The 22,556-nt window shown below is 52.1% G+C and carries 23 protein-coding genes; 11 read left to right on the top strand and 12 right to left on the bottom strand.

Annotated features, from left to right (window positions below; genetic code table 11):
• Positions 1-13 precede the first annotated feature (13 nt).
• Together A3OW_RS0113360 and A3OW_RS26495 are read right to left on the bottom strand one after the other, a co-directional pair.
• The gene (locus A3OW_RS0113360; protein WP_026223580.1) at positions 14-1,099 is read right to left on the bottom strand and encodes an efflux RND transporter periplasmic adaptor subunit; all 1,086 of its coding nucleotides are present in this window, start codon (positions 1,097-1,099) and stop codon (positions 14-16) included.
• A gap of 264 nt (positions 1,100-1,363) precedes the next feature.
• Complete coding sequence (locus A3OW_RS26495; RefSeq protein ID WP_020563947.1) at positions 1,364-1,723, bottom strand: hypothetical protein; 360 nt, start codon at positions 1,721-1,723, stop codon at positions 1,364-1,366.
• 31 nt (positions 1,724-1,754) lie between these two features.
• Between A3OW_RS26495 and A3OW_RS0113365 the strand changes: the two genes are divergently transcribed.
• Positions 1,755-3,041: a YcjF family protein gene (locus A3OW_RS0113365; RefSeq protein ID WP_232422382.1), complete on the top strand. Its 1,287-nt coding sequence runs from the start codon at positions 1,755-1,757 to the stop codon at positions 3,039-3,041.
• Positions 3,038-4,495 carry a GTPase family protein gene (locus A3OW_RS0113370; protein WP_020563949.1) on the top strand — a complete coding sequence of 486 codons (1,458 nt, stop codon included), beginning with the start codon at positions 3,038-3,040 and terminating at the stop codon, positions 4,493-4,495. Before A3OW_RS0113365 ends, A3OW_RS0113370 begins: the two co-directional genes overlap by 4 nt.
• A gap of 246 nt (positions 4,496-4,741) precedes the next feature.
• On the opposite strand, the gene tnpA is transcribed toward A3OW_RS0113370, so the two are convergent.
• The 5 genes from tnpA to A3OW_RS0113395 form a co-directional block, all read right to left on the bottom strand.
• A complete protein-coding gene (gene tnpA / locus A3OW_RS0113375; RefSeq protein WP_026223582.1) occupies positions 4,742-5,182 on the bottom strand; it encodes an IS200/IS605 family transposase in 441 nt (146 codons plus the stop codon).
• Between the two features lie 148 nt (positions 5,183-5,330).
• Positions 5,331-6,536 carry an ABC transporter permease gene (locus A3OW_RS0113380; RefSeq protein ID WP_020563951.1) on the bottom strand — a complete coding sequence of 402 codons (1,206 nt, stop codon included), beginning with the start codon at positions 6,534-6,536 and terminating at the stop codon, positions 5,331-5,333.
• 5 nt (positions 6,537-6,541) lie between these two features.
• Positions 6,542-7,249, bottom strand: a complete 708-nt coding sequence (locus A3OW_RS0113385; RefSeq protein ID WP_026223583.1) for an ABC transporter ATP-binding protein — start codon at positions 7,247-7,249, stop codon at positions 6,542-6,544.
• A 10-nt stretch (positions 7,250-7,259) separates the two neighbouring features.
• A complete protein-coding gene (locus A3OW_RS0113390) occupies positions 7,260-8,585 on the bottom strand; it encodes an efflux RND transporter periplasmic adaptor subunit (protein WP_020563953.1) in 1,326 nt (441 codons plus the stop codon).
• Positions 8,554-10,008, bottom strand: coding sequence for an efflux transporter outer membrane subunit (locus tag A3OW_RS0113395; RefSeq protein WP_051091817.1), 1,455 nt, complete (start codon positions 10,006-10,008; stop codon positions 8,554-8,556). The genes A3OW_RS0113390 and A3OW_RS0113395 overlap by 32 nt, the downstream gene beginning before the upstream one ends.
• Positions 10,009-10,101: 93 nt before the next feature.
• Here A3OW_RS0113395 and A3OW_RS27170 point away from each other — a divergent pair.
• Positions 10,102-11,215, top strand: a protein-coding gene (locus A3OW_RS27170; RefSeq protein WP_085984334.1) for an IS630 family transposase whose coding sequence is annotated in 2 segments (ribosomal slippage) — positions 10,102-10,529 and positions 10,528-11,215 — 1,116 coding nt in all. Because the reading frame shifts where the segments join, the coding sequence is not laid out codon by codon here.
• A 160-nt stretch (positions 11,216-11,375) separates the two neighbouring features.
• Here the strand turns inward: A3OW_RS27170 and A3OW_RS27880 are convergent.
• On the bottom strand, positions 11,376-11,876 hold the full coding sequence (locus A3OW_RS27880) for a Spy/CpxP family protein refolding chaperone (RefSeq protein ID WP_157385893.1): 501 nt from the start codon (positions 11,874-11,876) through the stop codon (positions 11,376-11,378).
• A gap of 169 nt (positions 11,877-12,045) precedes the next feature.
• Here A3OW_RS27880 and A3OW_RS0113415 point away from each other — a divergent pair, with 169 nt between their 5' ends.
• The 3 genes from A3OW_RS0113415 to A3OW_RS0113425 all read left to right on the top strand — a co-directional run bounded on the left by A3OW_RS0113415 (position 12,046) and on the right by A3OW_RS0113425 (position 15,277).
• The gene (locus tag A3OW_RS0113415; RefSeq protein WP_020563957.1) at positions 12,046-12,735 is read left to right on the top strand and encodes a response regulator transcription factor; all 690 of its coding nucleotides are present in this window, start codon (positions 12,046-12,048) and stop codon (positions 12,733-12,735) included.
• Between the two features lie 8 nt (positions 12,736-12,743).
• Positions 12,744-14,126: an ATP-binding protein gene (locus A3OW_RS0113420; RefSeq protein WP_020563958.1), complete on the top strand. Its 1,383-nt coding sequence runs from the start codon at positions 12,744-12,746 to the stop codon at positions 14,124-14,126.
• Between the two features lie 116 nt (positions 14,127-14,242).
• Positions 14,243-15,277, top strand: coding sequence for an IS481 family transposase (locus A3OW_RS0113425; RefSeq protein ID WP_020563959.1), 1,035 nt, complete (start codon positions 14,243-14,245; stop codon positions 15,275-15,277).
• Between the two features lie 400 nt (positions 15,278-15,677).
• Here the strand turns inward: A3OW_RS0113425 and A3OW_RS0113430 are convergent, their stop codons facing one another.
• A complete protein-coding gene (locus tag A3OW_RS0113430; RefSeq protein WP_020563960.1) occupies positions 15,678-15,977 on the bottom strand; it encodes an XRE family transcriptional regulator in 300 nt (99 codons plus the stop codon).
• Entirely contained in the window at positions 15,974-16,219 is a 246-nt protein-coding gene (locus tag A3OW_RS26005; RefSeq protein ID WP_198291318.1) for a type II toxin-antitoxin system RelE/ParE family toxin, read from the bottom strand. Before A3OW_RS26005 ends, A3OW_RS0113430 begins: the two co-directional genes overlap by 4 nt.
• Before the next feature lie 1,152 nt (positions 16,220-17,371).
• Between A3OW_RS26005 and A3OW_RS0113445 the strand changes: the two genes are divergently transcribed.
• The 3 genes from A3OW_RS0113445 to A3OW_RS0113450 are packed head-to-tail and all read left to right on the top strand — an operon-like array spanning position 17,372 to position 18,014.
• The gene (locus A3OW_RS0113445; protein WP_020563963.1) at positions 17,372-17,575 is read left to right on the top strand and encodes a type II toxin-antitoxin system HicB family antitoxin; all 204 of its coding nucleotides are present in this window, start codon (positions 17,372-17,374) and stop codon (positions 17,573-17,575) included.
• Positions 17,572-17,778 carry a type II toxin-antitoxin system HicA family toxin gene (locus tag A3OW_RS27175; protein WP_083918208.1) on the top strand — a complete coding sequence of 69 codons (207 nt, stop codon included), beginning with the start codon at positions 17,572-17,574 and terminating at the stop codon, positions 17,776-17,778. The genes A3OW_RS0113445 and A3OW_RS27175 overlap by 4 nt, the downstream gene beginning before the upstream one ends.
• A gap of 17 nt (positions 17,779-17,795) precedes the next feature.
• Positions 17,796-18,014: a hypothetical protein gene (locus A3OW_RS0113450; protein ID WP_020563964.1), complete on the top strand. Its 219-nt coding sequence runs from the start codon at positions 17,796-17,798 to the stop codon at positions 18,012-18,014.
• 32 nt (positions 18,015-18,046) lie between these two features.
• Here the strand turns inward: A3OW_RS0113450 and A3OW_RS0113455 are convergent, their stop codons facing one another.
• Positions 18,047-19,408: a TolB family protein gene (locus A3OW_RS0113455; RefSeq protein WP_020563965.1), complete on the bottom strand. Its 1,362-nt coding sequence runs from the start codon at positions 19,406-19,408 to the stop codon at positions 18,047-18,049.
• 475 nt (positions 19,409-19,883) lie between these two features.
• Here A3OW_RS0113455 and A3OW_RS0113460 point away from each other — a divergent pair, with 475 nt between their 5' ends.
• Together A3OW_RS0113460 and A3OW_RS0113465 are read left to right on the top strand one after the other, a co-directional pair.
• On the top strand, positions 19,884-20,180 hold the full coding sequence (locus A3OW_RS0113460) for an antibiotic biosynthesis monooxygenase (RefSeq protein WP_020563966.1): 297 nt from the start codon (positions 19,884-19,886) through the stop codon (positions 20,178-20,180).
• A gap of 5 nt (positions 20,181-20,185) precedes the next feature.
• Positions 20,186-21,379 (top strand): iron-containing alcohol dehydrogenase, encoded by a 1,194-nt coding sequence (locus A3OW_RS0113465; RefSeq protein WP_026223587.1) that lies wholly within the window; start codon positions 20,186-20,188, stop codon positions 21,377-21,379.
• A gap of 77 nt (positions 21,380-21,456) precedes the next feature.
• On the opposite strand, the gene dinB is transcribed toward A3OW_RS0113465, so the two are convergent.
• A complete protein-coding gene (dinB, locus tag A3OW_RS0113470) occupies positions 21,457-22,545 on the bottom strand; it encodes a DNA polymerase IV (RefSeq protein WP_020563968.1) in 1,089 nt (362 codons plus the stop codon).
• Positions 22,546-22,556: the final 11 nt, after the last annotated feature.

A 22,556-nucleotide genomic window follows, 5' to 3' on the forward strand; every position in this document is an offset into this window, starting at 1 on the left:
CTTAGATTAAAGGTTACTCGGCGTACAGTTCCAACTCGGGGAGAACCTTTTCCGGCGGCCTTAAATCGATCTTCACCTCTTCCCCGGGATGTACTTTACGCAAGCCTTCGAGCAAGATCTTGTCATCGTCCTGCAAGCCATCTTTGATGATAAACAGATGCGGTATGTCGGCTTCGATCTTGATTAGCCGTTGCTCCAGTTTGTTTTCTTTGTTAATGACGTAGACGTAGTTTTTATCCATGATTTCGAATACCGCTTTTTGCGGAATGAGCATAGCGTTTTTATAGGGCTTGCCCATTAAGATTGTTCCCGTCTCGCCGTGCCTGAGCAACATATCCGGATTCTGAAAGGTGGCGCGAAACTCGATGTTGCCGGCGGTATTGTCGAAATCCGCTTCGATTGTCTCGATCACGCCGGTTTGATTGTAAATCTGGCCGTTCGCCATTCTGAGTTTGACCTGGGCAGGCGCGCCGTCCTTTTGATGCATTTTGTAATCCAGATACTCGGCTTCCGGGACGTTGAAATACACCCATAATTTGCTGACGTCCGACAGCGTGGTCAGCAAAGCGCCTTCTTCGACAAGGCTGCCGTTTCTGACGTCCAGATGGTCCATGATCCCGTCGAAAGGCGCATTGATGTTGGTAAAGCCCAAATGGGTTTCCGCCAGTTTCACTTCCGCGTTGGCCTTGTCCAGTTTCGCTTTAGCCAAGGCCAATTCATTCAATGAAACGATTTTTTGATCGGCCAAACCCTTGGTATTGAGGTATTCGATATGGGCGGTATTGGCCTCGGCTTTCGCTTTTAAAAGTTCAGCCTGATAGATGTTGGGCATGATTTTGAACATGGGTTGCCCCTGCTTCACCATTTTTCCCTCGTCGACAAAAATAGCCTGTAAATAACCTCTTTCCAGAGCACGAACCTCGATATGCCGGATGGCATGAATCTGACAGACATATTCTTTCGTGACGGAAGTATCTTGACGAAGCGGCGTGGTAGCCTCCAGTTTAGGCATCTCTTCATGATGCTCGGTTTCGGCTTGCTGGCAACCGCTTGACAAAATAACGGTCAAGCCGATCAATACGGGGATTCTATTGATCATTGCTTTGGAACCCGGAGTGTAAAAAAACAAAAAACGGCTGATGGAATTAGCCGTTTTGATATAGGAACTTATTATTTTTCGTAAGGGAAAAATCCATTTTAAAATTCCGGATAACCTGATCAGGTCATACTTGCATGCCATATTGTCCATTCCGCTATTTGTACTAGTAAAAATAAGATACCGATTTATTGATGCCGGTTTTGTCATGAGTTACATTAATAAAATTTTGCCGCCAGCACGGATCTGTGCCTAAACCACGGCAAGTCAAAACAATTTATGCAGCGATTCATAGCGCATGAAAGGTAATACGCAAAATTGATGCCAATTTAAGCAAGTCATTGACAAAAAATAATTATTCGAAATTTTAATGACTCTCACTAGCTTCAATCGCATCAAAAAAACCGGTTGCTGTGGGTTAAATAAACCAAAAAACGGTTTACCCTTCCATTCCCTGCCGGATCTTGAAGAGAGCTTCCTATGAATATAATCTTTAAAAAACTCTTCCGGAACCGCGGTTTCATCCACGCCATGAGCTTCGTCCGGAAACCCGATGCCTCTGGCCGCGACCGTGCCAGACGTTGCCGGCGGGTAATAATTATTTTTGCCGGATAACAATCGCTCCATCCCCTTGTCTAACCGGAGTGTTTTTTTAAATGTGCAAATCAATCAATCTGTCATGACCAAGCCGAGCCGCCGCTCCGTTGACTGGAAATTCTGGAAAAAATGGAGCGATAAAGTCGACAAGCCTTTTTCAAGCCTTCAGGATTACACCGGCAGGATTCTCAATCCGAAACTCGATGCGGAAGCCGAAAACGCCATCCGGGCCGTTCACGCCGGCGCACAGGTTCCGGTGTTCTGGCTGCTCGGCAAGACCCAAAGCGGCAAAAGCGCGATCATCCGGACGCTGACCCGGTCGACGGCAGCGGAAGTGGGGAACGGCTTCAAGCCATGCACGCAAACGGCGATGCTGTTCGATTATCCCGACAGCGAAACCGCCTTTTTGCGCTTTCTGGATACCCGCGGCTTGTCCGAAGCCGGTTACGATGCCGGAGAAGACATGGCCTGGTGCGAGCGGCAGGCGCATTTGCCGATCGTGGTCATGAAGGCGATGGATCATCAGCAGGACGCCGTGCTGAAGGCCGTCCGGCAGATCCACAAAGCCCATCCCAACTGGCCGCTGATCGTCGCACAAACGACCCTGCACGAAGGCTATCCTGGCCGGACGATGGAACATCCCGAGCCGTATCCGTTCGCAAGCGGTGCGATCGGCGCTGCGGTGCCGCCCGATCTTCGCTATTCGCTGCTGAAGCAACGCGAATATTTTCAGGGAATGAACGCACAATTCGTACCGATCGATTTTACCTTGCCCGAAGACGATTACACGGTGCAGGATTACGGGCTGGATGCGCTGTGGGCCGCCATCGAAACGGCTTTGCCGTTGGGGCTTCGGGAAATGCTGGACATCGGCCGGATCAACGACGTGTATTTGAAAACGGCCCACTCCCATATCGTCGGCTACGCGGTCCTGGCCGGCTGCACCGCGGCGATACCGGCGCCTGCCGCCAGTTTGAGCGCGGTCATCGCGCTGCAGGGAAAAATGTTCCACAGCATCGCCAGCGTTTACGGCTTGCCTTTGACCAAAAAAAGCATCAGCGAAATCGTCGGCGCCGTCGGGCTCGGCTTCCTGTCGGGCATGGGCGGGCGCGAGTTGCTGAAGCTGGTGCCTTTCTACGGACAAACCGTCGCCGCCGGCATGGCGGGCGTTTATACGGCGGCGGTCACTTACGCGCTGGGCAAAACGCTGTGCTCCTATTTCGCCCATACCCGGCAAGGGAGGGCGTTGAGTCCGGAAGCCCTGAGCGAGCTGTTTAAAAAGGAATTCCTGCGGGGCGGCGAATTACTGCGCGACGCCGTCAACCGGAAGCAAGGCTCGGCGCCATGAGAACGACGACCCGCCTGGCGATTCTTCTCGTTCTGGTTTCGCTGCCTTGGCTGGCCTTGCTGGTGCTCGGCGGGGTTTGGCTGTGGCAGCACCATTACCTGCTGGTCGCGTTGCCGGTGTTGCTGTCGTCCTACGGCATCGCCTGGATCCTGAGCCGGAAAATGAAGGAGGAAACGCCGTTGCCGGCCGACTGGCCCAGCGTCGCTCCGGACGACCGCTGGTCGCCGGCGGCCCGGGAAATCTGGGGCCGGATCGATGCCCTGGCCAATGAGATAAAGCCTTCGGAATATCCTTTGACCGATACCGCCCGGCTGACCGCCCTGGCCCAGCGCGTCATTACCGAAGTGGCGGCCCAGTTCCGGCCCAAAACCGACCGGGCGGCACTGGACGTGCCGCTGCGCAACATTCTGTTCATCGTCGAACAGGTATGCCGCGACATGCGCGAGATCCTCGACGAGTGGGTGCCGTTCAGCCATCTGATTACGGTTCGGGACGGCCTGCAACTGTTGAAATGGCGGGAACGATTCCGGCAGGCCAATTACCTGCGCCGCACGCTGTCGATGGCGGCGGCACCGTTCACCGCGATCCCGCAGGAATTGAGCCATTTTTTTACCGGCAAGATCGCCAAATACCCCAAAGGCCTGCTGGAGCGCTGGCTGCTCCAGACGGTCGTGAAGAAAATCGGCTATTACGCGATCGCCCTGTACAGCGGCCATCTAATGCCGCCTTCGGTTTCACCGGCCGCGCCGGAAGAGGAAAACGCCCTGGTCAAAAAGCCGTTGCGCGTCCTGGTCGCCGGCCAGACCAAAGCCGGCAAGTCCAGCCTGATCAACGCCCTGCTGGGCGAATTCAGAACCACGGTCGACGTGCTGCCGGTCACCGATGAACTGCGGGTCTATAAAATGCAGCAGGCCGATAGGGACGAGCTGCTGATTTACGACAGTCCGGGCTACGGCGACGATCCGGCCTGGTTCGAACAAAACGACCGGCAACTCGGCGAATTCGATCTGGTGATCGTGGTCTGTTCGGCGGTTCATGCCGGGCGGGCCGCCGACAGCCGTTTTTTGGCGGGACTGAGAAACTGGTTCGACCAACGGCTCAATCGCCGCATGCCGCCGGTGCTCGCGGTCGTCAGCCATGTCGATCAACTGCGTCCCGTGCGCGAGTGGCAGCCGCCTTACGATGTCGACACTCCGGACGGCGCCAAAGCCGGAAACATCCGCGCGGCCGTCGAGTCGGTGGGCGAGTCGCTGCAACTGGCGTTCGAAGACTGCGTGCCGGCCTGTCTGGCGCCCCCGAAGGACCGGTACAACATCGAGGCGGTCCTGGCGGCGATGGCGCACAAACTGCCGGAAAGTTTGCGGGCGCACTATCTGCGCATGCTGGCCGAAGGCCACCAGAAAGACAAGCTTCAACTGCTGCTCGGCCAGTTGAAAATACGGAGCAAACCATAGGGCGTGTCCGTGCAGATATCGTTATTTTAAAGCGTAAAAACCCGGACTTGAGCTGCCGGTTTCAACAATTAATCTGAAGAAAATTTCGCATTAATGGTTGAGTTCGGCCCTTAACCACCGATCATTCATTTCTATCGAATGACAGCAATTTAATGACAGCAATTTACTTAACAACCACCCGCTAAAAGCGGGTGGGTTCGGATAACGGACTGAAAGTCCGGATACGCGTCGACTCAACGACGCGTCTTAGTCAGGCTCCATTTTAAAATTATCGTTTGGATTCGGTTCAAAGTGATGCTCCAAATAGTGTTGAATCGTCTCATCAGTCATCTGGCCAACGGTGGCGCAAAAATACCCGCGCGCCCAAAAATGCCTTCCCCAGTACCGCTTCTTCAAGTGCGGAAACTCCTCGAACAGGCAGCTCGAAGTCCTTCCTTTGATTCGCCTCATGATTTCGCTGGGCGCCAGATTCGGCGGAGCACTGACCAAAATGTGGACATGATCTTTGCTCACCACGCCTTTTATAATCCGTATCTCAAACGCTTCACAGGTCTGTCGCACCAAGTCTCTTACCCGTTCCGCGATGTCACCACTCAGCACTTTGTAGCGATACTTCGTGACCCAAACAAAATGGTACTCCATTTGATAAACCGTATGGCTGCCATATCTACCGTATGGCTGCCATATCTATAGTCCATTGCCACCTCCTTGGCCAAATTATCGCAGCTTAAGCTAACCGGCTAAAGCCGGTGGTTTAAACATTATGATGGAAAATTAAATTTTGCTATCTTTCAAATATAAGACAATCTTCATTTTAGAGACCGCAGCTAAGCAGTTATTCGTGCCGTAAAGCTTCTATAGGGTCTAACCGAGCCGCTTTTCGCGCCGGGAAATACCCAAAAATCACTCCCACAGTTGCTGAAAACAAAAACGCAATAATAACTACCTCTCCTTGAAAAACAAAAGGCACTTGAAGAACGCCGGATAATGCTAATGCCGTGCCAAGCGCCAGGACGATGCCTATAAAACCACCGAACGACGACAGGACCACGGCTTCCACCAAAAACTGCAACAACACTTCATTCTCTAATGCGCCTATGGCTAACCGTATACCGATCTCCCGCGTACGTTCAGTGACGGAAACCAGCATGATGTTCATGATGCCGATGCCGCCGACCAACAAGCTGACGGCACCGACCGCGCTGAGCATTCCGGTCATGGTTTGGGTGGTGCTCGACAACATCGCGGCGATTTCTTTCATGTCCATGACATTAAAATTATTTTCCTCGGCACTGGAAAGGTGCCGGCGGGTGCGCATGATGCTTTCTATGGATTGTTTAACTTGATCGGAATTGACGTTGGTTTTCACCGACACTTTAATCAGGTTGACGTCCTGATTTCCGGCTATACGGCGTTGGTAAGTACGCAATGGTATGACGACAAGATCGTCTTGGTCTGTACCCATGGTGGATTGCCCTTTAGCTTTCAACAGTCCGATTACTTCGCAGGACAGTTTTTGCAGACGAATCCGTTTGTTTAATGGGTTTTGATCGCCGAACAACTTGGTAGCCACGGTTTGGCCGATCACGCACACTGACGCACCGCGCCGCGCTTCGCTGGCGGAAAATAGGCGGCCTTCGGCAACCGGCTGATTGCTGACCGTAAAAAAGGCTTCCGTCGAACCCGAAACAGCCGTTGACCAGTTTTCATTGGCATAGATGCCGGTGGTTGAGCCTGATGCTACAGGGGCTACGGCAGCCAAGCCATAAACGTCCCTGGCCAGAACCTCGGCATCGGCAATCTTGAACGCTTCTGCGCTCGATGTTTGCCCAGGTCCCATCCGTTTACCTACGCTAATCATCAATAAATTACTGCCTAGACTGGCGACCTGCTGGCTGACTTGCTGGGTCGCTCCGCTGCCTAGGGTTACGACCACAATAACCGCCGCAACCCCGATAATGATGCCTAGCATGGTTAACAACGATCGCATCACGTTGCGGCGTAATTCCCTGAATGCCAATAATAATGCATTGCCTAACATATTATTTAATCACCTTGTTTGCGGTCGCTTTCTATCAAGCCATCTTTGAAAGAGATAATACGGCTTGCATAATCGGCCATGTCCGGCTCGTGCGTTACCATTACTACCGTAATGCCCTGATTCCGATTGATGGAGGTTAACAGTTCCATGATCTCGATACTGCGTTTCGAATCGAGGTTTCCGGTTGGTTCGTCCGCCAACAGCAGAGAGGGTTCCGTAACAATCGCACGGGCAATCGCGACGCGCTGTTGCTGGCCGCCGGAAAGCTCGCCTGGGGTGTGGGTTTCACGGGACGATAAACCCACGGCTTCCAGGGCCGCTTTGGCCAGCTGGTGTCGAGTAGCGGCACCCAGTCCTCGATAGATGAGCGGTAATTCCACATTTTCCAAAGCTGTCGTGCGGTTAAGCAGGTTAAAACCCTGGAAGACAAAACCTAGAAAATTCCGACGTAATAAAGCGCGTTGGTTTCGGCTCAGTCCGCCGACATTCACGCCCTGAAACAAGTATTCACCCTTGTTGGGTGTATCCAGGCAACCCAGTATATTCATACAAGTGCTTTTACCTGAACCACTTGGACCCATGACGGCAACAAATTCACCAGGGCTAATACTAAAGTCGATGCCCGCTAACGCATGCATCTGAGCATCACCTATGCCGTAGGTTTTAGTCACACCGTGCAACTCAAGCAAAGCGGTCGAAGAATTATCAGCCATTGCGGTTACGCTACTCACTTTCTTCTAACAGGCTGGTCACTAATTCGGCCTCGACATCAACAGATCCGGGCTCAATTTCAGTATACGCGCCATCCGTCACACCTTTGGTGATTGAAACAGGAATTAAATTTCCTTGGCTGAGTTTCCACACTTGCTGTTGCCTACCCGTAGTTTTTTCAACAGCCGACGGTTTGGAATCGGAAGAGGGTGGGCGCGGTAACATGGCTTGAAGCAAGCCTCCTGAGGATTTTTTTCCAACGGAGAGTGTTTGCGGTGGGGAAAATCTTAACACGGCATTACTGACCAAAAGCACGCCGACTTTTTTATTGACCGTAATCGTGGCGGTAGCGGTCATTCCAGGACGCAACGCTAAGTTCGGGTTATCCACGACCAATACCGTTTTATACGTTACGACACCATCGACCGTTTCAGATCCGAAGCGGACTTGGGTGATTTTTGCCGGGAAGGGTTGGTCCGGATAGGCGTCCACCGTAAACGTGGCTTCCTGACCTTCCCTGATCGAACCAACATCCGCTTCATCGACATCGACCTGCAACTCCATCTTGGTCAGATCTTCCGCCAGTGTGAACAGGACAGGCGCTTCAAATGACGAAGCGACCGTTTGTCCCGGTTCAATCGAGCGTTCCAAAACTACGCCATTGATAGGGGAATAGACAACGGCTTTTTTTAATTGGATTTGATAATCTTTATAGCTATTTTCCGCTTGCAACACAGAGGCCTTAACGTTAGCCAGATCGGCTTTGGCCCTGGCCAAGTCTGCCCGTGCCTCATCCATCTCCAAAGAGGACGGCGCCTTGCCTCCGCTGAGTTGGCGGGTCTCATTGTAACGGTTCATTTTCAGTTGCGATTCTTGTAAGGTTGCCTTGGCCTGCAACACTTTCGCCCGCGCAGCCTCCAACGTCGACCTGCTTTGTTCGGCTTGCGCCTCAAGCCTTCGAGTATCCAGTTTTGCCAGCACTTGCCCCACTTTCACTTGGTCATTGTAATCGGCATAGACTTTTTCGATGGTGCCCGACACTTCAATACCGACTTCGACTTCATTGACCGGTGATAGCGTACCGGTAGCGCTGACGGTAACCACCAAATCGCCGCGCCGAACTTTTTCGGTTTGATAGCGGACAGGCGTGGGTTTTCCTATCCCCAAGGCGATGAATAGAATAAGAAATAAAATAATGGCGACCAGCAACCACCAGAGCCAAGGTCTTTTTAGCCAACGGAATTTGCCATTGGCCTCTTCTATCCCTAAAATTTTTGTGATGTTTTTATTCGCTTGCATGTTTACTTTAACTGTGTGTTCCAACTGGTTTAGCTTCATTCTGATTCCATCCGCCACCTAAGGCTTTGTAAAGCGTGACCAGGTTTGAGGCGACTTCCGTTTCACTTTCTATCAGTTGATTTTGGGCCGTCAATAACGACTGCTGAGATTCCAATACAGTGAGAAAATCGGCTGTCCCTGCCTGATATTGTTGTTCAGCCAGAGTCAACGCATCTTTCCCAATCGTTACGGAGGCTTTAAGGGCATCGCAGCGTTGCCGTTCTTGGGTGTAAGCGATAAGGGAATCCTCAACTTCTTTTAAAGCCGTCAAGATGGTGTTCTGGTATAGGCCTAACGCCTGTTCCTGGAGCGCAGTTTGCATTTTTACATTGCTGCGGATACGCCCGGAATCAAACAAAACCCACGCAGAGCTCACTGCTAGTTGAAAAGCCTTGGCCGCGGCTGTATAAAGGTTAGCCGCCGCCAGGGCTTCCACACCGATCGAGCCCGACAAGTCAAAGCTCGGGTAGGCAGCCGCTTCCGCGACGCCGATTTGGGCAGTTTGCGCCGCTAGTTCGCGCTCTGACCGGCGTACATCCGGCCTTTGCCGAAGTATGTCGGCTGGGATTCCGATGGCAATGCTATTGGATGCTGCAGGAATAGGCGCACTCTGTGCCAGTAAGGCGTTTAACTCGGCAGGCTGCTTTCCTAACAACACTGCCAAGCCATGTTTGGCTTGTTCCAGTAAGCTGGTATACTTCGGGATATCAGCGCGGGTAGTTTCGACCGATTGTTTGGCTTGCAGCACATCCACCCTTGAAACGAGCCCGGCTTGTTCCCGCCAATAGGCAATATCATAGTTTTCCTGCTGTGCTTTAAGGCTCTCCTTGGCAACAATCAGTTCGTTTTGATAGCGCCTGACATCAATGTAATTTATGGCGACCTCGGCATACAAGCTGACTAATACATCCCGCAAATCCTCTTCCGCCGCATCCAGTCCTGCTTCTGCCGACTCAATGGAGCGCCGCTGTTTGCCCCATAAATCGACTTCCCAACTGGCATCCAGGCTATGGCTAAATTGATTATAAGCGCTGCTAAACTGGCCGACTTGGCCAAAACGGGAAGCGTTGCTCGGCTGGTTTTTGCTCGCCGACGCATTCATCGACAAGCTCGGCAAAATGTTGGCAATCGCCAGATCGCGGCTGGCACGCGCTTCCCGTATCCTGGCTTCCGCTTGATAGAGATCGCGGTTGCCTAAGCGGGCTTGGGTTATCAAGGACGTTAATAGGGCATCGTTGAACGACTGCCACCACACCTGCGGATTTTGCTTACCGTCCATTTGGTTATTAGGAAGTTCTGTACTCCATTTAGCCGGTAAATCGGTTGTTGGCCGCTGATAGTCCGGCCCTACCGTACAGCCCGATACCAACGCAGCTATCAGCACACGGATAAATATGTTAGATGGACGATCAAAATAAGTCATAGTCTAGTAGTCAGTCAATTTAAATCAAAAGGATATATTGGGCTTGTAAGTCACTCTATAGTGGCATTGATGGTTACTGATTGAGGTCAAGCAATGCCAGCTCTTAAATACAAAGTCAATCTGACTGAAGACGAAAAGCGTGGCTTGGAAGCCATGATCAACAAAGGAAAAGCCGCGGCACGCCATCTGACACGCGCGCGAATTTTATTAAAAGCGGCAGCGGGTATTCAGGATAAAGACATTATCCAAGCTTTGGGTGTCTCGGAATCAATGGTGTTGACGACGCGCCAACGGTGTGTGGAAGAAGGCCCGGAAGCCGCCCTGAAAGAACGCCCCCGTCCAGGACGTGCCCCAAAACTGACGGAGAAGCAGGCCGCCCATATTATCGCCTTGGCTTGTAGTGAGGCGCCGACAGGGCATGATCACTGGACCTTGCGGTTGTTGGCGGACAAAGTGGTGGAATTAGCGTATGCCGACCGTTGCAGCTATGAAACCATCCGTCAGCTTTTAAAAAAACACTCTCAAACCCTGGCAGAAGCAAGAGTGGTGCATTCCCGAGGTGAGTGCTGAATTTGTCGCGGCGATGGAAGACGTGCTGGACCTTTATGAAGACCCCTACGATCCGTTGCGCCCGGTTGTGTGTTTCGACGAAAGTCCGAAGCAACTCATTGCGGAAGTCCGCCAACCTCTCCCGCCTGAGCCCGGTCAACCGGCCCGCTATGACACCGGCTATGAACGGAAAGGCGTCTGCGATTTGATGATGATCTGCGAACCTAAACGCGGTTTTCGGCAGGTGGACATCACCGCGCGGCGGACCAAAATCGAATTCGCGCACAGCATGAAGCATATCGCTGAACTTTATCCGGACGCGGCGGTGATCCGGGTGGTGCTGGACAATCTGAATACCCATAAAATGGCGTCTTTGTATGAAGCCTTTCCAGCAGAGCAAGCCCGTGAATTGGCGCGACGGCTGGAGTTCCACTACACGCCCAAGCATGGCAGTTGGCTAAACATCGCTGAGATCGAACTGGCCGTCTTGTCGAACATGTGTTTATCACAGCGGATACCGGACACAGAGAGCCTCCGGCGTGAGGTCGAAGCCAATATCCTACCGCGCAACACCAAGGCGACGCCCGTCAATTGGCGATTTACGACGCAACAGGCACGACGTAAACTGGCTCGCCTGTATCCTTGTGTTTCTTCGTGACTGACTACTAGGTAAGCGCCTAGCAATAAGTTATCAGAAACAGTGATATCTCAAGTGATTGAGTCCGCAGGAAAAGTCACCATTCATGGCTGAATGCCGGTTTCGTGTTAGGAACGGATCACGTAAACCGGCGAGCCATGACGAAGATGGTTTTTGCGGTTTAGTGCTTTTGTTCAAAGCCTTCGCTAAATTTCTTAAAATTGGCCTGCACTTGTTGCTGTTGGGAGACCGTCAGCAAATCGAAAATGGCACGATCCAGCTTTGCCATGCTTAATGCCTTTTCCTCATGTTGGGACAAGGATTTTTTAATCATTTCGGTAACTGCTTGTTCCGAATATTCCTTGGAAAAGACTTTTGCTTGGATAGCATTCCTGTATTCAAATCCGCGTTTTTCTTTCGCCTGCCACCCGGTTTGGTTTTTTTGAATCAGTTCTTGTATAGATTTCTTCTGGGCATCCATTAACTCTACTCCCTGTAAGTACGGCGGCAAAAACTCCCCGCATTTCATATCGGGATGATGCGGCGGGCGGTGCGGCATTCCGTGTGGGCTATGGGGTTCATGACTAAACAAAGGGTCATAATAAGCGGCAAACGGATTTGCGAAAGCAAACACGGGGATCAACCCTAAAACAGCTACCATTTTGTAAATATTTGGTTTCATGATCGGCTCCAAAAAAATTAATAATAACGACATCAAGCAAAGCTTTCGTTGTGTACAGTATCGCCGAGATATTTGTTAACTGCCGTTAAGGTAATGTAAATTCAGGTAAATTTTGGCTTTCACGCATCATTAACCGTTATTATTAGCTTGTAAAAATTGGAGGTAAATTTTGGTAAAAATATTATTGATAGACGATGATATCGAACTGGCGGAAATGCTGAAGGAATACCTTGAACAAGAGGGGCTTGTTGTGGCCGTCTGCCATGACGGCGAATCGGGCAGAGATGAGGCAATAACGGGAAATTATGACTTGGTAGTGTTGGATGTCATGCTGCCCGGTATGAAAGGGATCGAGGTATTGAGCAGGATTCGCCTGGAAAGCCAAGTTCCGGTTCTTATGTTGACGGCAAAAGGTGACGATATAGACCGTATTGTCGGCCTTGAGACGGGAGCCGACGACTACGTTCCTAAACCCTGTACTCCCAGAGAATTGGTTGCCCGCATACGGGCGATATTACGCCGGATAGAGCCTATCAATGCGCCCAGGCAATCCGAAGATCAGTTAATTGAAGGAGTATTGACCTTATGGCCGAAAAAACGTAAGGCGGACTGGCAAGGCCGATCTTTGGAGTTGACCAGCACGGAGTTTAATCTGCTCGAAGTGTTGGCAGAAAACGCCGGTTTAACTGTCAGCAAAAAAGAACTGTCCGAAAAAGGGTTGGGAAAGCCATTGGCACGGTTTGATCGTAGCATCGATGTCCATATCAGCAGTATTCGGCAAAAACTCGGTAACTTACCCGATGGCGGTTCGTGTATTTTAACCGTTAGAGGCAAAGGCTATTTGCTAGTAAAAGGATAAAAGGCAAAATGGGCAAGTTGTTTTGGAAGTTTTTTTTGGTGTTCTGGCTGGCGTTCTTGACCATTGGCGGGGGAATGGGTACGGCTGTTTGGTTGCAACGCAATGCCATGACGGATGCCGAAAGGAAGAGCGAAACCTCGATCGATATTTATGCCGAACCTTTTGTCAGCGCCGCCAGCCAGATTTTACAGAAGGGCGGCGTGGATGTGTTAAACGATTTTTTGAAAGAAACCCTGAATACTCCGGCTCCGCGCGTTTTTGCCGTGGATGATCAGGGCAAGGACTTGTTGAACCGGGAAGTGCCGCCTGAAATTATCGAGCAAGCCGAAGCTTTGTTGGCCAAAAATCCCAAAATAGTAAGGCGGATTCTTGCCGATAACGGCCTTACTTATCTGGTGTTTGCACTTTTCCCCGAACATGCCCTTACCAAAGCTTCAAGCTACCCGCCTGACGGAAACGGCTCTCCTATCAAACTTAAACACAAATATCCCGAACCACCGCCGATTTGGCTACCTGTCTTATTGGGATTTATCGTCAGCCTGATGTTCAGCGGAATGTTGGCTTGGTATCTGGCAAAACCCATTCGGCAATTGCGGTCGGCTTTTGATTCTGTTGCCAAAGGCGATTTGGATACACGCGCCGCGCAAACGATGAGGGAACGTCGAGACGAGTTATCCGACCTAGGCAAAAACTTCGACGATATGGTTTCCAAAATTCAAGTGCTGGTGGACGCGCAACAACGGCTTTTGCACGATGTTTCGCACGAATTACGTTCCCCCCTGGCAAGAATCCAGGCCGCAATCGGTTTGGCGTACCAGCAACCCGATAAGATGCCCTTGACGTTGGAACGCATTGAAAAAGAATCGCAACGGATGAATGATCTGGTCGGCGAATTGCTTGCGCTTTCCAGGCTGGAAGCAGGTGTGATTGGCAAACTGGAAGTCATTGACATAAATGAGCTGATTGCTGAAATTGTCGAAGATGCCCGACTTGAAGCCGATAGCAAAAACGTAAGCATTAAATTAACCACTACGGAAGAAGTTTTTATTAAGGGCTTTTATGGTCTGTTAAACCGTGCCATCGAAAATGTCCTACGAAATGCTATTAAACATACAAGAAGTAACAGCGAAGTCACCGTGAGCGCCAATCTTGGTGTCAGCGATCACCAATTATACATAGACATCACCGATCAAGGACCGGGCGTAGCCGAAAATGAATTATCGGCTATTTTCGAGCCTTTTTTCCGAGGCTCCAATAGCCAAAAATCCCAAAGCATCGGCCTGGGATTGGCCATTGCACAGAAAGCTATCGAAGCCCACAATGGCAAAATCAGCGCTTGCAACAGGAAAGAAGGCGGGTTTCGGGTTAAAATTAATTTGCCAATACCCTAACTATTGGGTTAATCTGGAATAGTTCAGATTTGATCGGACACCGCGCTTGAAAAGAGCGAGGGTTACTGGTGAGATAGAAGTGTCTGCTTATTATCACACCACGAGAGGTAACCCTCATGCTTGAGAATAACGTAAGAATCATCAAACATAAAGTCGGCTTGCTGAATCTAGCCGAAGAACTCGGCAATGTGTCGAAAGCCTGCAAGACCATGGGCTTATCGCGGGATACGTTTTACCGTTACAAGGCCGCCGTCGAGACGGGTGGGATTGAAGCCCTGTTCGACAAGAGCCGACGCCAGCCGAACCTGAAGAACCGAGTCGATAAAGCCACGGAACGAGCCGTATTGACCCATGCCCTGGATTATCCTGCCTACGGCCAAGTCAGGGTAAGCAATGAGTTGCGCAAGGCCGGCGTATTCGTTTCGCCCAGCGGTGTGCGCAGCATCTGGCTGCGGCATGACCTGGCGAGCTTCAAGGCGCGTTTGAAAGCCCTGGAAGCGAAGGTAGCGGAGCAAGGGTTGATCCTAACCGAAGCGCAAGTCGCCGCCCTGGAAAAGAAAAAGCAGGATGACGAAGTCAGCGGGGAAATCGAGACGGCGCATCCGGGCTATCTGGGTTCCCAAGACACCTTCTATGTCGGCACCTTTAAAGGCGTCGGGCGGGTGTATCAGCAGACCTTTGTCGATACCTACTCCAAAGTCGCCTTTGCCAAGCTCTATACCACCAAAACCCCGATCACGGCCGCTGATCTGTTGAACGACAAGGGGCTGCCGTTCTTCGAGGCGGAGCAGCTACCGATGCTGCGCATTCTGACCGATCGGGGCAGCGAATACTGTGGCCGGGCAGAAACCCACGATTACCAGCTCTATCTGGCGATCAACGACATCGAATACAGCAAGACCAAGGTCAAATCCCCGCAGACCAATGGCATCTGCGAACGCTTCCACAAGACGATCCTGCAGGAGTTTTATCAGGTCACCTTGCGCAAGCACCTGTATAACGATCTGGCGGCCTTGCAAAAAGACCTGGACGACTGGCTCGATGTCTACAATAATCAGCGAACGCATCAGGGTAAAATGTGCTGTGGGCGAACGCCAATGGCAACCCTGATCGCTGGTAAAACAGTCTGGAATGAAAAAGATCTAGGCTGAATTTAACCGGGCAGACACCGCTAAAACACCAGTCACTGTCCGATTAGATTTGAATTACTACATTTTATGGCCACTGATCCAAGATTTGGCGATTACCATCTACCAATCAATTCATGTACTTTTTTAGTATTCAGATCTGCGGCGGAAGCGATAAAACTTGGCGTTACGGGTTATCTAGAAGCGAGTGACGAACCGGTCATTCTGGATTTCGACGATGTTCAATCGTGAGATTTTATGGCATGGAACCTTCAGGTTTTGAAGTTCAACATAAGTCTGAGAGCAGTTCATAATTTAGCTGGAAGGCATCTGTTCATTCAACAGATGCCAATGGTAACTGAAATCCAGTCGTCCTATTATGGCCAGTTTTAAACCTACAACTGTGGCTATGTCCGCACAAAGTTCACATCGGCTCCAACTCTATTTTTACCTTTTTACCAAGCGCGGCGGCGCTCACTAAGGTGGTCAAGGTTAAGCTGGTATCTTTCTCATCCAGCAACCGATTAAGCGAAGCTCTGCTGGTGTGCATTTTTTTTGCCATTGCCGTTTTACTGAGCTGAAGCGCAGACATGCCTTCTGCTATTTGCCACGCAATGACTCGTTTGGTCGCGACCGCCGTGACTTCGTCAAGAAGGGCTTCCTCGCTCAGGAAGTCATCGAAACTGCTGCCAATATGAGGATTCTCTTTGGGTTGACTGTTCATTGCTTACCTCGTAATGCTTTCAATCTTTGTTTTGCCAAATCGAATTCCGGCTTCGGTGTTTTTTGACTTTTCTTGATAAAGCCATGCAGCAAAATCATCGTATGTTTGTCGATGACAAACAGAACGCGCGCAATCCGGTTATCCAGCTTGATTCTGGCTTCCCGAATGTCGCTTTCGAGACGATCGACTAACGGCATACCGAGAGGCCAACCGAATTTGCACCGTTTTAATATCCTCGCCAATCGTTTTTCTATCTCGGGCTGATAGTTCTTTCAACCATTCTCTGACAGGCTCGCTGCCGGTTTCAGTTGCAAAAAATCTAACAGAAAGGATTGGAGTCATTGATATGGCGTACCAAAAAGATACACAGCAACAAGTACTTATTGGTTTGTAACTATTCAGCGAAGCCTTCAGTCCCTTCTCCCTTCGCACCCTAAAGGGTATAAAGGAGAAGGTTAGGATGAGAGGATCAAAATGGAGCTTTTTTCCTTGTATTTTCCCCTCACCCCGACCCTCTCCTTTATACCCTTTAGGGTGCGGAGGGCGAGGGAGTTAAACGCCTTAACTAAAGGCATTGTTCCTTCGTCGAGGGCTTAAATTGCTTTTCGCTGAATAATTACATTGGTTCGAAAAAACGATCATTTTGCCGAACCTTCAGCAGCTATGTCATTTTCCGTAGGCCAGCACTCATAGCATGACATAAAATTACTTGACTGCGCGCCGGCCTGTCTGGCGCCGCCGAAGGACCGGTACAACGTCGACGCGGTGCTGGCGGCGATGGCGCGCAAGCACGTTGGGTTGGGGCTTCGCGGAAACCCAGCACATTATGCTGGTGGAGGTTCGGCGTTAGGTGTATTATCCTGTCCAACCCAGCAGTCAAAGGAACGCGCCGCCCGTTGGTGGCTTTAAAGGTTTGTTTTTGAATCGGGTTCGGCGGCTTCGTTTAAGGTTTATTCACGGTGCGCCACTTATCTTTGCGTTAGGCAAAAGGGCGAAGGGGAGCTGTATGGTAACTTGTGAATATTGCGGTAAACCATTCAATGTTTGGGGATGATGGAGACTATATGTGTCCTGAATGTATTTCCGGCTACATTGAAAAATCTGAACGCTCAGGGCAAAAACAAAAAATGAACAACTTCAACAAAAAGCCACTGACAAGCCAAGCACGAAAACCTAAAATCATGGTAACTATTCAGCGGTATTCGTAGGAGCGACGCCAGTCGCGATTTGGGCGGTGATTATCGCGACTGGCGTCGCTCCTACAGTTGGTTTTCCTTACTTTGAAACCACTTATAAACAAGCCAGTGATTTCCGCTGAATAGTTACAAATCATGCTTTGTTTTTAACATGCAAAGCCTTATCAACAGTATAAAAGCATTGTCGCTGAAATAGATATGAAGCTAAAAGTCATCATTCATCCAGCCGAAGAAGGTGGATTTTGGGCAGAAGTTCCAGCAATTCAGGGTTGCGCCACACAAGGCGAGACTTATGAGGAACTGCTGTCCAATTTATATGAAGCAGTGGAAGCTTGTCTTTCCGTGGATTTGGAACAAATTGAAATTTCCAAGAACGACAGAGTCTTGGAGCTTGCGGTGTGAAATCCATTTCTGGCAAACAGTTTTCCAAAATTCTGGAAAATCGCGGCTGGCATTTAGTTCGGGTGAACGGTAGCCACCCTGTTTATATGAAACCAGGAAGTCCAATCCGCATTTCGTTGCCTATTCACGGCAATGAAGATTTGAAAATCGGTTTGCTTAAACACTTTATGAAGGTTGCCGATATTACTGAAAGTGATTTATAAAGCCTTCGGAATATCCTTTGACCGATACAGCCCGGTTGACCGCCCTGGCCCAGCGCGTCATTACCGAAGTGGCGGCCCATTTCCGGCCCAAAACCGACCGGGCGGAACTGGCGGCGACGGCGCGCAAGCTGCCGGACAGTTTGCGGGCGCACTATCTGCGCACGCTGGCCGAAGCTCAACAGAAAGACAAGCTTCAACTGCTCTTCGGCCAGTTGAAAATACGCGGCACATCGTAGGCTATGCCGTGCCGGCGCTCCCGGTCTGCGGTTTACCGGATACGCACGAAGACGTCCTTGACGGCGTTGTTGTCGCCGGGAACCAGATTATAGGCTGCTGAATTGAACGCCACCCGGCCGCCGTTGGTTGAAACCGAGGGAGCACCGCTGTCGCCATTGCTTTCCGTTCCGAAACTGCTTACGGACATCCGTTGGGTTGTGCCGAGTTTGAGGTCACGCAGGAAAATATCATCTTTCGAATTGTTATCTCCCGGCACCAGATTGTTGGAGGAAGACGTAAACGCGACAAAACGGCCGTTGCCCGAGATCGCTGCGCTGTAACTGGCGGTAAATATGTCGCCATTGCCCTCGACCTCATTGCTATTGACGGAAGCCCGGCGGGTCACCCCGGCTTTAAGATCACGCACAAAAATATCCTGCGCGTCATTCGTGTCATCCGGTACCAGATCGCAGGCAAAGGACTGGAACGCCACGTAGCGTCCGTCGGCGGATATGGAGGCTCCCCCCGTGCCGGCAACCCCCGTATAAAAGCAAAAAGCTCCCGCCTCTTCCCCTGAGGTATTGACCGACACCATCCGCGTTGTCCCGGTTTTAAGATCGTGGATGAAGACGTCGGAATTGGTATTGTCGTCTCCCGAAACCAAATTGCTGGCAAAGGATTGAAATGCCACGTAGCGGCCGTTGGCTGAAATGACGGCACCCTGACTCGAGTCATTGGCTTCCGTTCCCGAACTGTCGACGGAAATGCGCCGGGTCGTGCCGCTCACCAGATCGCGCACGAAGATATCCGGCACCCCATTGTTGTCGTTTTCGACCAGGTTGCTGGCGTAGGATTGAAAGACCACGTAGCGGCCGTTGGCGGAAACGGAAGTTTCGAGGCTTCCTTCATTGCCCTGATTGCCCGAGCTGTCCAATGAAGCGCGTTTCGTGACCCCGGTCTTCAGATCGCGCACGAACACGTCCAGATAGCCATTGGTATCTCCGGGCACCAGATCGGCGGTGGCTGAGGCAAATGCGACATAACGCCCGTCCGGAGAGATGGAGGGGTATTCGCTTTCGCCAAGCCCCTGGCCTCCTGAACCGTTGACGGAGACGCGTCGAGTGGTGCCTGTCAGGAGGTCGCGGACGAAAACGTCGGAAACGTTATTAGTATCTCCAAGCACCAGATTGCTGGCTTCCGACGCGAACGCGACGTAGCGGCCGTTGCCCGAGATGACAAGTGCGCCGAAAGTAACGCCGCCACTGTCGCCGTTACCCTCTACCTCCGCGCTCGATACGGACGCCCGGATGGTCGAGGGCGCGGCCAGAGCCGTAGACGCCAGAACCGAAAGCAGGAAACCTGTCAGGGAAAGAACGGAAAATTTATTCGAAAGAAAAGTTGAACGAGTTTTCATTGTAAGCCCCTTTTTTGAAATTATGATAATGGCGCCATCGTGGTTGTTTTTGACTCATTGCCGGCTGTCTTGATTGATTGCAGACAGTTGCGATTAACCATATTCGTTAGAGTCGTTTGACTTGTACGCCGTTTTTTTCAGGATGTCAATCTTTTATTCTCCGCATTTTTCTTTTGCCAGTGATCCTAAATGCAAATAATAAAAAACGTTAGAATCTATCTAAAAATACCGATTACAGCAAAGCAAGCCAGCGGGATCCGTTAAGAATCCGACACCTGCCAGGTTGCTCAAACCTGACAGGTGTGTTATTGCTCCCGCAGAGAAAAAAATTGGATGCGGCAATGTCGTGGGCATGAGATCCTGACCGAACCCCGATTTGCCGAAAACCGAACCGCACCGACAATCCTTTTGCAAAATTGGAAACTTTGCCGGATAAAATATAATAAAGTCTAAATCTTTGCTCAGGAGGCCTCCCATGTACGTTACCCTGGTCCATGTTCAAGTCAAACCCGATCACATCGACGATTTCATCGTCGCCACACGGCTCAATCATCAAGCGTCCATTCGGGAACCGGGCAATCTCAGGTTCGACGTGCTGCAATCTCCCGAGCATCCGGATCAGTTCATTCTTTACGAGGCGTATGCGACGGCCGAGGACGCGGCGGCACACAAACAGACCGCCCATTACGCCGCCTGGCGCGATTCGGTGGAAAACTGGATGACCCGTCCCCGGCAGGGCATTCGGTATCACGGCCTCTTTCCGAAGGGGTGAATCCGATGCAATTCTCTTCTTTTTCGATTTCCCGGTTGCCGCGGATCAGCTACGGCAGCGGCCGGATCAGGGAAGTGCCGGCGCTGGCCGCAGCCTACGGACGTACCGCCCTGCTGATAACCGGCAGACACTCTTTCTGCGCCACGCCGCGCTGGCCTGCCTTGACCTCGGCGCTTGAAGAAAAAGGCGTGCGCTGGCTGCATTTCACCGTTTCGGGCGAGCCTTCTCCGCAGTTGGTGGACGAGGCGGTCGGCCGGTTTCGAAGCGAAGGCATCGAGGTCGTCGTCGCCGTCGGCGGCGGCAGCGTGCTCGATGCCGCGAAAGCGATCGCCGGGCTCCTGCCGCACGGCAATTCGGTGATGGATCATCTCGAAGGCGTCGGCCGGGACATTCCTTACCGGGGGCCGAGCATTCCATTCATCGCCGTGCCGACGACCGCAGGAACCGGCAGCGAAGCGACCAAGAATGCCGTATTGAGCGTTCAGGGCCCGGACGGCTTTAAAAAATCCTTCCGCGATGAGTGCCTGATTCCCGAATACGCGGTGATCGACCCGGATTTGCTGGCAAGCTGCCCGCCCGAACTGACGGCGGCCGACGGCATGGACGCCTTTACCCAATTGCTGGAATCCTACGTGTCGATCAAGGCCAATCCGTTCACCGACGCACTGGCCTGGAGCGGACTCTCCGCCTTCAAGGAAGGCTTTTTCGCCGCCTGGGAAGGAAAGGAACCCGCGGCTTGCCGTGGCCGCTGCGCGATGGCCTATGCCTCGCTGATTTCGGGCATCACTCTGGCGCAGGTCGGACTGGGCTCGGTGCACGGTCTGGCTTCGCCGTTGGGCGCTTATTTTCCCATTCCTCACGGCGTCGTTTGCGGCACCCTGGTGTCCGCGGCGACGGCGGTCAATATCCGGGCGCTGCAGGAGCGCGAACCGAATCATCCGGCTTTGACCAAATACGCGCAAGTGGGGCGGCTGCTGCTGGAACAGGCCGGGATGGACGATGCTTCGGCCCGGTCCGGACTGATCGAGCTTTTGGGGAAATGGAGCGAACTTCTGCAATTGCCGCGTCTTGGCCGCTATGGAATCAGCGAGTCGGATTTCCCGCTGATCGTCGCCAACAGCCGGGGCAGCAGCATGCAGACCAATCCGATCGTCTTGACCGATCCCGAGATTCAAGCCATTCTGGCGCAACGGATTTAGTTTTCGAAGAGCCTTGCCACCGATTGCGGCTCTCGTCGAGAAATGCTTCCTGCCGGAACAGTAAACCGAGCGCCGAATCAGCCGTTGAACAAGTCCAGTTGCCGGTGCTCGGCCGGCTCGGCGGTCTGGAGCGAAGACAGCGCAACGCCCAGAAGGCGCACTTTTTTGACGCCGGCCTCGGTGTCTTTCAATAACCCGGCCAGGAGAGCGTCCGTATTTTCCTCCCGCGTGATCGGATAAGGCAAGGTTCGGCTGCGGGTAATCTGCACGAAATTGTGGTATTTGAGCTTGACCGTGAGCGTACGGGCGCTCATTTGCTTGAGCGCCAGGCGAGCCAGGGCTCTGTCCAGAAGCAACCGCAACTGCTCCAGGATCACGGCCGGATCGTCCAGATCTTCCTGATAAGTGGTTTCCACGCCGACCGATTTGCTCGGACGGTAATTTCTGACCGCCCTATCGTCGATGCCGCGCGCGATGTCGTAGTAATAATGGCCCGCCTTGCCGAAATGCCGGACCAGGGACGCCAGCGGCCATTGCTTGAGATCGCGGCCGGTGTGAATGCCGAGTTCGTGCATCCTTTTTTCGGTGGCCTTACCGATGCCGTGAAATTGGCCGATCGCCAGGCCTTCGATCAATTGCGGCCCCTGCTCGGGCGTGATCAGGCAGAGCCCGTCGGGTTTGTCGAGATCGGAAGCGATTTTCGCCAGAAATTTATTGTAAGAAATACCCGCCGAGGCGGTCAGCCCGGTTTCCAGGCGGATTTTCTCCTTGATTTCGCGTGCGATCCAAGTGGCCGAACCCCGGCACTGCGAAGCCTCGGTGACGTCCAGATAGGCTTCGTCGAGCGACAGCGGCTCGATCAGGTCGGTATACTCGGCAAAGATGCCGCGGATCGCCGCCGAGACTTCCTTGTACACCTCGAAGCGGGGCTTGATGAACAGCGCTTCGGGGCACAGGCGGTAAGCCAGCGCCGAGGACATCGCCGAACGGACGCCGAATTTTCGGGCTTCGTAGCTGCACGTCGCCACTACGCCGCGCGCGTCCGGCCGGCCGCCGACGATGATCGGCCTGCCCCGGAGCTCCGGATTGTCGCGCTGCTCGACGGCGGCAAAAAAGGCGTCCATGTCGATATGAATGATTTTCCTCGGAATTCGATCGGCCGGCATGGGGTAGTGAG

Origin of the sequence: Methylosarcina fibrata AML-C10 (assembly GCF_000372865.1) — a bacterium.
Classification (GTDB): Bacteria; Pseudomonadota; Gammaproteobacteria; order Methylococcales; family Methylomonadaceae; genus Methylosarcina; species Methylosarcina fibrata.